The organism is Achromobacter sp. 413638 (assembly GCF_043119405.1).
Taxonomy (GTDB): domain Bacteria; phylum Pseudomonadota; class Gammaproteobacteria; order Burkholderiales; family Burkholderiaceae_B; genus Achromobacter.
Map to the genome: position 1 here is coordinate 1 of NZ_JBICCO010000139.1, position 9,935 is coordinate 9,935.

Here is a 9,935-nt window from a genome sequence, read left to right on the forward strand (position 1 = left end):
TAGCCCAGTGCCTGAAGTGCTTTGCGATCGAGCAAATTTTCCTCCTGACCTCCTTAATGTCAGGCGTCAGGTTACGCAATCGCCCGAAAACCCTCCACGGTTTCCTGCGATGAACCAAAGAAAAACCCCACCGCGCGAGCGGTGGGGTTTTCGTCTTCATGCGGCCGGGGGCGGGCCTTGAATCGCGGTTGGCGATCAGAAAATGTGGCGGATGCCCAGGCCGGTGCCGATCTGGCTGGTGCGGCCGGAGATATCGCCGGTGGAAGCGTCGCGGACCTTGTTGTAGTCCACGGTGCCGTACACCTGGGTGCGCTTGGACAGCGCGTACTCGGCAACGGCCACCAGGGCGTAGCGTTTGCCCTTGTCGCCGTCGACCACGACGTTCTTGGCCTGGTCGTAATAGGCGGCGCCGGTAATGGTCCAGCGCGGGGTGGCCTGCCAGCTGGCGCCCAGGAAGTAGCCGTTGTCCTTGCGATCCAGGGTGCTGGCCGTGTCCACAGTGCGGCCCATGACGGCGTTGGTCCAGTTCGTCTGGTCCTTGCCGTTGAAATAGCCGGCGAAGACCTTGACGACTTCGAACTGATACGAAGCGCTCAGGTTCCAGACTTGCTGACGCTTGTCGGAGTTGCCGGCGTCAAAGGTCTTCTGGAACGCACCGCCCAGGCCGAGCTGGCCGATCGTGTAGCGCAGGCTGATACCCATCTGCTGGCCGGCGGCGCGGTCCTTCCAGCTATCGCCGTTGGACCACTGGCCGATCACGGCCAGGTCGCCCAGCGTATTCGCGTAGCGGACGGCATTGTTCGCGCGCACGCGGCCCATGGCGGCGGGCAGCCACGAGTTCTCGTTGTAGTTACCCACGGTCAGCGGGTCGAAGTAGTCGGCCATCAGGTCCTGGATGACCGTGTTCTGCAGGCCCAGCGTGAGCGCGCCGATCTTGCCGCCGTCCAGGCCGACGTAGGCCAGGCGGTTGAAGGTCTTGCCCGAATCGGACGCCTTGCCGTTCTGCACGTTGAAGCCTTGCTCCAGGCGGAAGAAGGCGCGGTTGCCGTCGCCCAGGTCTTCCGAGCCGCGCAGGCCCCAGCGGCTGTTGGAAATGGCGCCGTTTTCCATCGAGAGGCGGCTGCCGTTGGCGCCGGTCGCGCCATCGCTGGTGTTGACATAGCGCATGCTGACGTCGGCGATGCCGTACAGGGTCACGCTGGTCTCGGCGGCCGCGGTGCCGGCGGCCAGGCCCAGGCCTGCGGCGGCGAGAGTGAGGGTAATGCGTTTCACGAAGACTTCTCCTTTGTCATTTCTGTTATTAGAGCGCCGGGCTTGTGGCTCGACATGTTGCGTCTGGCTGATCGTCAGGCGCTGGGCCCATGCACCGACGCTGGGATGAGCGCGGGTCCGGAGCAGGGGTCCAAGGGGCTTGAGCGCGCCATCGTTGTGCAACCTCTAGCGCCCTGGAATTCTAAAAAGGTTACGAACGGTATGGGCGGATTAATCTTTTCGCGTTTTCCCTGGGTTTACAGGATTTGAAAAAGTGACATTGCGCGGACAATCACGTAATTGTTCAAAAAAAAACCCTGCAACTGGTGCAGGGTTTTTGAGCGGTCGGGGATCAAAGCGTCATGTGCTGGGGCAGCCACGTCGCTATGCCGGGCAGCACGTACAGCAGCAGCACCGCCAGGATCATCAGGAAGAACATCGGCAGCGAGGCGCGGGCGATATAGGGCAATTCGCGCCCGCTCATGCCTGACAGCACGAACAGGTTGAAACCCACCGGCGGCGTGATCTGTGCCATTTCCACCACGAAAACGATGAAGATGCCGAACCAGATCAGGTCGATGCCGGCCGCCTGCACCGTGGGCAGCAGCACGCCCATGGTCAGCACCACGATGGAGATGCCGTCCAGGAAGCAGCCCAGGATGATGAAGAACACCATCAGCGCCATGATCAGACCGAATTGCGACAGGCCCAGTCCGCCGATCCATTCAGCCAGTGCGCGCGGCAGGCCGATGTAGCCCATGGCCAGCGTGAGGAACTGCGCGCCCGCCAGGATCAGCGCGATCATGCAGTACAGCCGGGTGGCGCCCAGCAGCGATTGCATGAAGGTCGAGCGGTTCAGCGAGCCTTGCAGCGCCGACAGGATCAGCGCGCCCACCACGCCCACGGCCGCCGCTTCGGTGGCGGTGGCGATGCCGGTGTAGATCGAGCCCAGCACCGCGCCGATCAGCAGCATGACCGGAATCAGGTGGCGCGAACGCGACAGCTTCTCGCGGAACGTCAGGCCCGGATCGGCCGCCGGCACTTCGCCCGGATTGCGGATCGCCCACCAGGCGATGTAGCCCATGAACAACAGCGCGAGCAGGATGCCCGGCACGATGCCGGCGATGAACAGCTTGGCGATGGAGACATCCGCCGCCACGCCGTAGACGATCATGATGATCGACGGCGGGATCAGGAGGCCCAGCGTGCCGGCGCCCGACAGCGTGCCCAGGATCTTGGATTCCGGATAGCCGCGGCGCGTCAGTTCGGGGATGGTCATCTTGCCGACGGTGGCGCAGGTGGCCGCCGACGAGCCCGAGACCGCCGCGAAGATCGCGCAGCCGATCACGTTGGTGTGCAGCAGCCGCCCGGGCAGCCGGTTCAGCCAGGGCGCGAGGCCCTTGAACAGGTCTTCCGACAGGCGGGTGCGGAACAGGATCTCGCCCATCCACAGGAACAGGGGCAGGGCGGTGAGGGTCCAGCTGGACGCGGCGCCCCAGATCGTGACGGCCATGGCGTCGCCGGCCGGACGGCTGGAGAAGATCTCCATGCCGATCCAGGCGGTGCCGGCCAGGGTCAGGCCGACCCAGACGCCGCAGCCCAGCAGCGCGAAGATCGAGACTACCAGCAGGGTGATGACGAGAAGTTCATTCATGGGTTTGCTGCGAAGTAGCGGCGGCGATGCCGCGCGAGCGCCGGACCAGCTCATCGAGCAGGGCGACCAGGAACAGGACCGTGCCCACGGCCATGCTGATCTGGGGAATCCAGAGCGGCGTGGCGTCGTTGGACGTGGAGACGTCGTTGAATTGCCAGGAGTCGTAGGTCAGCTTGCCGCTGAAGAAGGCGAACGCGGCGGCCAGCAGGCAGCCCACGGCCAGCGCGAAGATGTCCAGGCGGCGGCTGCCGGCGGGCGACAGCGAGTTCAACAGCAGCGTGACGCGGATGTGCTCGCCGTGCTTGAAGGTGCTGGCCAGCGCCAGGAAGCCGGCCGCGGCCATGAAGTAGCCGGCATAGGCGTCCGTGCCGGGGATGTTCAGGCTGAGCTGGCGCGCGATGATGGCGGCCAGCACCGAGACCAGCACGCCGACGGTGCACAGGCCGGCCAGCAGGCCGGCCGCGCCGTATAGAGAGTCCAGAAAGCGGCGCATGGCGATATCACTGCTTCCGGTAGGCGTCGATCATGGCCTGGCCGTCGGCGCCGGCCTTCTTGAGCCAGTCATCCAGCATGCGCTTGCCGATCACGGACAGGCCTTCCTTCAGCTCCACCGTGGGCTTGACGGTTTCCATGCCATTCTTGGCCAGCTCTTCCTGATACCACTTGTTCTTTTCCTGCGACAGCTTCCAGCCGCGTTCCTCGGCCTGCGCGCCGGCCTTCTTCAGCGCGTCCTGCGTGGCGGGATCGAGCGCGTCGAACGCCTTCTTGTTGACGATGACCGCGTTCTTCGGCAGCCAGGCCTGGGTGTCGTAGAACTTCTTGATGTACTCGTAGGTCTTGGTGTCGTAGCCGGTGGACGCCGAGGACATGTAGGAATCGATCACGCCGGTGGCCATGGCCTGGGCCAGTTCGGCCTGTTGCACCGTGACGGGCTGGGCGCCGACCAGTTCGGCGATCTTGGCCGTCACCGGGCTGTAGGCGCGCCACTTCAGGCCCTTCATGTCGGAGATCTGCTTGATGTCCTTGTTGGCGAAGATGCCCTGGGGCGGCCAGGCCACCGCGTACAACAGCGTCATGCCTTGCGAGTTGAGCTTCTTTTCCAGGAACGGCTTCTGCGCCTGGTAGAGCTTGAACGAGGCGTCGTAGCCGGTGGCCAGGAAGGGCAGGCCGTCCAGCTCGTATAGCGGGTCTTCGTTGGCGAAGTTGGTCAAGAGGATCTCGCCGATCTGGGCCTGATTGCCTTGCACCGCGCGCTTGATCTCGGGGGCCTTGTACAGCGAGGCGTTGTTGTGCAGCGTGATCTTCAGCTTGCCGCCCGACAGGCTATCCACGTCCTTGACGAAGTTGGTCAGGTTCTCGACGTGGAAGTTGCTCGCCGGGTAGGCGCTGGGCAGGTCCCACTTGGTCTGGGCCTGCGCGCCCGCGCTGAATGCCAGGACGATGCTGCCGGCCAGCAGCGAGATTTTCTTGTGCATGGGGTGGTCCTTCTGTGCGGTGATATAGACGGGGCAAGGCCCCGGTTGGCATGGCGGAAAAGAGCTGGCGTGGATGACACGCCGCTGAAAAGCGCAGTCATTCTATGTTGCCGGCCGGTCACGGCGAGCAGGCAAATGTTGAATTTACGGGTTATTCCTAGGCGTTGCGGCGCGCGCCCGCGCATGAATCCAACACATGGTCCGCAATGCGCGGCCGACATCGCGTGTGCTTGCGGTTCTGGCGAACTGTCCGGCGCGCGAGGCATGCATGCGATTGGCATCGAAGCCTGCTTGCCAAGTGAATAAAATTCCAGCATCCGCTACGCCATACAGGGGCCTGGAGTGAACTTCGTTTTTCGCCGTGATGAATTGCTGGTCGTGGAAGAGACCGGCGTATTGCCCGACGCGCAGGTGTGCGCGGGTCTGGGCCTGCCGCCGCAGGCGCTGCAACCTGTATGGCTGGATCCCGGCGCTCCGCAGCGCGCCGCGCACGTCGAGCCCGGTATCGAAGCGCCGCAAGGCTATGCCTTCCGCAAGCTGCGCGGCCTGTTCGGCGTGCTGGACGATCACGGCATGGCCCAGGCCGGTCGCGCCTATCAGATCGCCGAGTGGGCGCGCACGCACCGCTATTGCGGCGCCTGCGGCACGCCGGCCGAGCGCGTGGCGGGCGAGTTCTGCCTGCGCTGCCCGGCCTGTGGCCATAGCGCCTATCCGCGCATCTCGCCGGCCATGATGGTGCTGGTGCGCCATGGCGACGGCATCCTGCTGGCGCGGCATGCCGGGCGCATCTCGGCGATCTATACCGCGCTGGCCGGCTTCGTCGAGCCGGGCGAGAGCATCGAGCAGACCGTGCACCGCGAGGTCTACGAGGAAGTCGGCCTGAAGGTTGGCAACCTGCGCTACTTCGGCAGCCAGTCCTGGCCCTTCCCGAATTCGCTGATGATCGCCTACACGGCCGACTATGTGTCCGGCGAGATCCGCGTGCAGGAGGACGAGATCCTCGAGGCGCGCTGGTTCGGTCCCGGCGATCCCATGCCCGAGATCGCAGGGCGCGTGTCCATCGCGGGCGCGCTGATTCGCGCCCACATGCCGCTGGGCTGGGCCGGCTAGTCGCAAAACGGCATTTTTTCTAGGGGTATTCCCTTGAAAGGGGCATTTCCATTCGTGCCCTAGTTATTTTTTATTGATGAAATGTAGATAAATTATTAGTATTTTGAGGACATGAACTCTGCCAGCCAGCCATGACCTCAACCTTGATCGCCGCCTCCGCCCATCTGGCAGGGGGCAGTTCGCCCGATCTGTCCGAAGTCGAATTCGGCCTGATGATCGCCGGCCACGCGTTCGACCGATGGATCGTGCGCTGCATGGCGGCGGCCGGGCTGCCGGACCTGACGCGCACCGACGTGATGGTCTTTCACCACGTGTACCACCGGCAGCGGCCGAAGAAGCTGGCCGATATCTGCTTCACCCTCAATGTCGAGGACACGCACATCGTCAGCTACGCGCTGAAGAAGCTCGAGCGCCTGGGCATGGTGCAGGGCGAGCGCGCCAGCAAGGAAGTGTTCTACAGCGTCACAGAGGAAGGTTCGACGGTGCTCAAGCGCTACGCGGAAATCCGCGAGCAGTGCCTGACCTCCGGCCTGAACGGCCCGGGCGGTGGCGGACTGGAGTTCAGCCGCCAGCTCGCGCATACGCTGCGCGCGCTGTCCGGCCTGTACGACCAGGCCGCGCGCGCGGCGACTTCCCTCTGATCCCGATCACCCGAATACGGCGCGGAGCCCGCTCCGCCGCCCGCAGCATCCGCCGGCATCGCCGCCGCGGCAATTTTTGTTTTCAAGGACTACCTGATCATGAAGTGGCAATTCTGGATTGACCGTGGGGGCACGTTCACCGACATCGTGGCGCGTCGTCCCGACGGCAGCACCACGACCGCGAAGATGCTGTCGGAAAACCCCGAGCAGTACCGCGACGCCGCCGTGGCGGGCATCCGCAAGCTGTTGGGCATCGCGCCGGGCCAGCCCGTGCCGGCCGAGCAGGTCGAGTGCGTGAAGATGGGCACCACGGTGGCCACCAACGCGCTGCTGGAGCGCAAGGGCGAGCGCACGCTGCTGGTCACCACCAAGGGCTTTCGCGACGGGCTGCGCATCGCTTATCAGAACCGTCCGCGCCTGTTCGACCGCAACGTCGTGCTGCCGGAAATGCTCTATGAGTCCGTGGTCGAGGCCGACGAGCGCATGGACGCCGAGGGCAAGCTGGTGCGCGGGCTGGACGAGGAAGGCCTGCGCGCGGCCATGCGCGCCGCCCATGACAGCGGCATCCGCGCGGTCGCCATCGTGTTCATGCATGCCTGGAAGGCGCCCGAGCACGAGCAGCGCGCCGCCCGCATCGCCCGCGAGCTGGGTTTCACGCAGGTGTCGGCCTCGCACGAGGTCAGCCCGCTGATCAAGTATGTGTCGCGCGGCGACACCACCGTGGTGGACGCCTATCTGTCGCCCATCCTCAAGCGCTATGTCGACCAGGTGGCCGGCGAGCTGCCCGGCATCCGCCTGATGTTCATGCAGTCCAGCGGCGGCCTGACCGACGCGCACCGCTTCCGTGGCAAGGACGCCATCCTGTCCGGCCCGGCCGGCGGCATCGTCGGCATGGTGCGCACCAGCGAACAGGCCGGCTTCCCCAAGGTGATCGGCTTTGACATGGGCGGCACGTCCACCGACGTATCGCACTACGCCGGCGAATTCGAGCGCGAGTTCGAGACCCAGGTGGCCGGCGTGCGCATGCGCGCGCCCATGATGAGCATCCACACGGTCGCGGCCGGCGGCGGTTCCATCCTGCATTTCGATGGCGCGCGCCTGCGTGTCGGCCCTGATTCGGCCGGCGCCAATCCCGGCCCCGCCTGCTACCGCCGTGGCGGCCCGCTGGCGGTGACCGACTGCAACGTGCTGCTGGGCAAGATCCAGCCCGACTTCTTCCCCAAGGTGTTCGGCCCCGAGGCCAATGAGCCGCTGGACCGCGACGCCGTGGTGGCGCGCTTCACGGCCATGGCCGACGAGGTGCGGACGGCCACCGGGCGCGAGATGACGCCCGAGCAGCTGGCCGAAGGCTTCCTGGAAATCGCCGTGGGCAACATGGCCGAGGCCATCAAGCGTATTTCGGTGCAGCGCGGCCACGACGTGACCGAGTACGCGCTGACCACCTTTGGCGGCGCCGGCGGGCAGCACGCCTGCCTGGTGGCCGACGCCCTGGGCATGACCACGGTGTTCGCGCATCCGCTGGGTGGCGTGCTGTCGGCCTATGGCATGGGCCTGGCCGACCAGACCGACATGCGCCAGAAAACCGTCGAGCAGGTGCTGGACGCCGCGCTGATGCAGACGCTGGCCGGTGAGCTGGACGAGCTGGCCGGACAGGCCGTGGGCGAACTGCGGCGCCAGCACGTGGCCGAGGCCGACATTTCCGTGCAGCGTCGCCTGCACCTGAAGTACCAGGGCACCGACACCTCGCTCGAAGTGCCGTTCGGCACGCTGGAGCAGGCGCGCCAGGACTTCGAGGCGGCCTACCGCCTGCGCTATTCCTTCCTGATGCCCGACCGGGCGCTGGTGGTCGAGACCATTTCGGTCGAAGCCACCGGCGGCGGCGAGCGCGTGGACGGCGCCTCGGTGGCGCAGACCCGCGACGCCGCGCTGGCGCCCAGCCGCCAGGTCCGCATGTACAGCGGCGGCGCCTGGCGCGATGTGCCGCTCTATGTGCGCGAGGCGCTGGCGGGCGGCGACAAGATCGCCGGCCCGGCCATCATCTCCGAGCCCAACCAGACCACGGTCGTCGAAGCCGGCTGGCAGGCCGAGCTGACCGGGCAGGACAACATCGTGCTGCGCCGCGTCGAGGCGCGTCCCGAGCGCCGCGCCATCGGCACCCAGGCCGATCCGGTCATGCTGGAGGTCTTCAACAACCTCTTCATGTCCATCGCCGAGCAGATGGGCTACCGCCTGCAGAACACCGCGTACTCGGTGAACATCAAGGAACGCCTGGACTTCTCCTGCGCGATCTTCGACGCCCAGGCCCGCCTGATCGCCAACGCGCCCCACATGCCCGTGCACCTGGGTTCGATGGGCGAGTCGGTGCGCACCGTGATGAACGCCAACCGTGGCCGCATGATGCCGGGCGACGCGTATGTGGTGAACGATCCCTACCACGGCGGCACGCACCTGCCCGACGTGACGGTCATCACCCCGGTGTTCGACCGGGGCGGCAAGGAAATCCTGTTCTACGTCGGCTCTCGCGGCCACCACGCCGACATCGGCGGGACCACGCCGGGCTCGATGCCGCCGGATTCGCGCACGGTCGAGGACGAAGGCGTGCTGTTCACCAATTTCCAATTGGTCAAGAACGGCGAGCTGCGCGAGCAGGCCGCCCGCGACATCCTCGGCTCGGGGCGCTGGCCGGCGCGCAATCCGGACCAGAACATCGCCGACATGCGCGCGCAGATCGCCGCCAACGAAAAGGGCGTGCAGGAACTGCTGCGCATGTGCGATCACTTCGGCCTGGACGTGGTGCGTGCCTACATGGGGCACGTGCAGGACAACGCCGAGGAAGCGGTGCGCCGCGTGATCTCGGTGCTGAAGAATGGCCGCTACGAGTACCCGCTGGACAACGGCGCGGTGATCAAGGTGGAAGTGCGGGTGGACAATGCGGCGCGCAGCGCCGTGGTGGACTTCACCGGCACCTCGCCGCAGCTGGACAACAACTTCAACGCGCCGGGCGCCATCGCCGTGGCCGCGGTGCTGTACGTGTTCCGCACCCTGGTCAACGACGACATTCCGCTGAACGACGGCTGCCTGGTGCCGCTGTCCATCGTGCTGCCGGAAGGCTCGATGCTGCGCCCCAACTCGCCGGCTTCGGTGGTGGCGGGCAACGTGGAAACGTCCATGTGCATCGTCAACGCGTTGTATGGCGCGCTGGGCGTGCTGGCCTCCAGCCAGGGCACGATGAACAACTTCACGTTCGGCAACGCGCGTCACCAGTACTACGAGACCATCTCGGGTGGTACCGGGGCCGGTCCGGTCCGCATCGACGCGGCCGGTCCGCGCGACGAGGGTTTCGCCGGCACCTCGGTGGTGCAGGCACACATGACCAACTCGCGCCTGACCGATCCGGAAGTGCTGGAGTTCCGTTTCCCGGTGCGGCTGGAATCGTATGAGATCCGTCATGGCTCCGGGGGCGGCGGTCGCTATCCGGGCGGCGACGGCGGCGTGCGCCGCATGCGCTTCCTGGAGGACATGACGGCCGCGATCCTGTCGAACAACCGCCTGCACGCGCCGTTCGGCCTGTCGGGCGGCCAGCCCGGCGCCATGGGCCGTAACTATGTCGAGCGGGCCGACGGCACGGTGCAGCCGCTGGGTCCGCAGGACAGCGCCCAGCTGCGTCCGGGCGATGTGTTCGTGGTGGAAACGCCGGGAGGCGGCGGCTACGGCGCGCTGTAGGCGCTGGGCGGCAGCCTCGGGCGGCGCGCGGGGGGGGGGGGGGGGGGGGGGCGGGGGGGGGGGGGGGGGGGGGGGGGGGGG

General features: G+C 66.3%; 7 protein-coding genes. 3 read left to right on the forward strand and 4 right to left on the reverse strand.

Features of this window, described 5'->3' with window-relative positions; all coding sequences use genetic code 11:
- Positions 1 to 195 precede the first annotated feature (195 nt).
- From ACEU5R_RS31180 to ACEU5R_RS31195, 4 genes are all read right to left on the reverse strand, one after another.
- Positions 196 to 1,272: a porin gene (locus ACEU5R_RS31180; RefSeq protein ID WP_392413714.1), complete on the reverse strand. Its 1,077-nt coding sequence runs from the start codon at positions 1,270 to 1,272 to the stop codon at positions 196 to 198.
- Positions 1,273 to 1,603: 331 nt separating this feature from the next.
- Complete coding sequence (locus tag ACEU5R_RS31185; protein WP_103274555.1) at positions 1,604 to 2,905, reverse strand: TRAP transporter large permease; 1,302 nt, start codon at positions 2,903 to 2,905, stop codon at positions 1,604 to 1,606.
- Positions 2,898 to 3,398, reverse strand: a complete 501-nt coding sequence (locus ACEU5R_RS31190) for a TRAP transporter small permease (protein WP_392413716.1) — start codon at positions 3,396 to 3,398, stop codon at positions 2,898 to 2,900. The genes ACEU5R_RS31185 and ACEU5R_RS31190 overlap by 8 nt, the downstream gene beginning before the upstream one ends.
- A gap of 7 nt (positions 3,399 to 3,405) precedes the next feature.
- On the reverse strand, positions 3,406 to 4,380 hold the full coding sequence (locus ACEU5R_RS31195; protein WP_392413718.1) for a TRAP transporter substrate-binding protein: 975 nt from the start codon (positions 4,378 to 4,380) through the stop codon (positions 3,406 to 3,408).
- 342 nt (positions 4,381 to 4,722) lie between these two features.
- Between ACEU5R_RS31195 and nudC the strand changes: the two genes are divergently transcribed.
- The 3 genes from nudC (at position 4,723) to ACEU5R_RS31210 (ending at position 9,854) form a co-directional block, all read left to right on the forward strand.
- Positions 4,723 to 5,490, forward strand: a complete 768-nt coding sequence (nudC, locus tag ACEU5R_RS31200; protein ID WP_392413719.1) for an NAD(+) diphosphatase — start codon at positions 4,723 to 4,725, stop codon at positions 5,488 to 5,490.
- A 131-nt stretch (positions 5,491 to 5,621) separates the two neighbouring features.
- Positions 5,622 to 6,131, forward strand: coding sequence for a winged helix DNA-binding protein (locus tag ACEU5R_RS31205; protein ID WP_103274551.1), 510 nt, complete (start codon positions 5,622 to 5,624; stop codon positions 6,129 to 6,131).
- A gap of 99 nt (positions 6,132 to 6,230) precedes the next feature.
- Positions 6,231 to 9,854, forward strand: a complete 3,624-nt coding sequence (locus tag ACEU5R_RS31210) for a hydantoinase B/oxoprolinase family protein (protein WP_392413720.1) — start codon at positions 6,231 to 6,233, stop codon at positions 9,852 to 9,854.
- Positions 9,855 to 9,935 lie beyond the last annotated feature (81 nt).

What these genes read in the sequence shown, in the direction of transcription:
- ACEU5R_RS31195 (WP_392413718.1), bottom strand. Translation starts at nt 4,380, where the DNA reads ATGCACAAGAAAATCTCGCTGCTGGCCGGCAGCATCGTCCTGGCATTC.
- ACEU5R_RS31185 (WP_103274555.1), bottom strand. Translation starts at nt 2,905, where the DNA reads ATGAATGAACTTCTCGTCATCACCCTGCTGGTAGTCTCGATCTTCGCG.
- ACEU5R_RS31210 (WP_392413720.1), top strand. Translation starts at nt 6,231, where the DNA reads ATGAAGTGGCAATTCTGGATTGACCGTGGGGGCACGTTCACCGACATC.
- ACEU5R_RS31205 (WP_103274551.1), top strand. Translation starts at nt 5,622, where the DNA reads ATGACCTCAACCTTGATCGCCGCCTCCGCCCATCTGGCAGGGGGCAGT.
- ACEU5R_RS31190 (WP_392413716.1), bottom strand. Translation starts at nt 3,398, where the DNA reads ATGCGCCGCTTTCTGGACTCTCTATACGGCGCGGCCGGCCTGCTGGCC.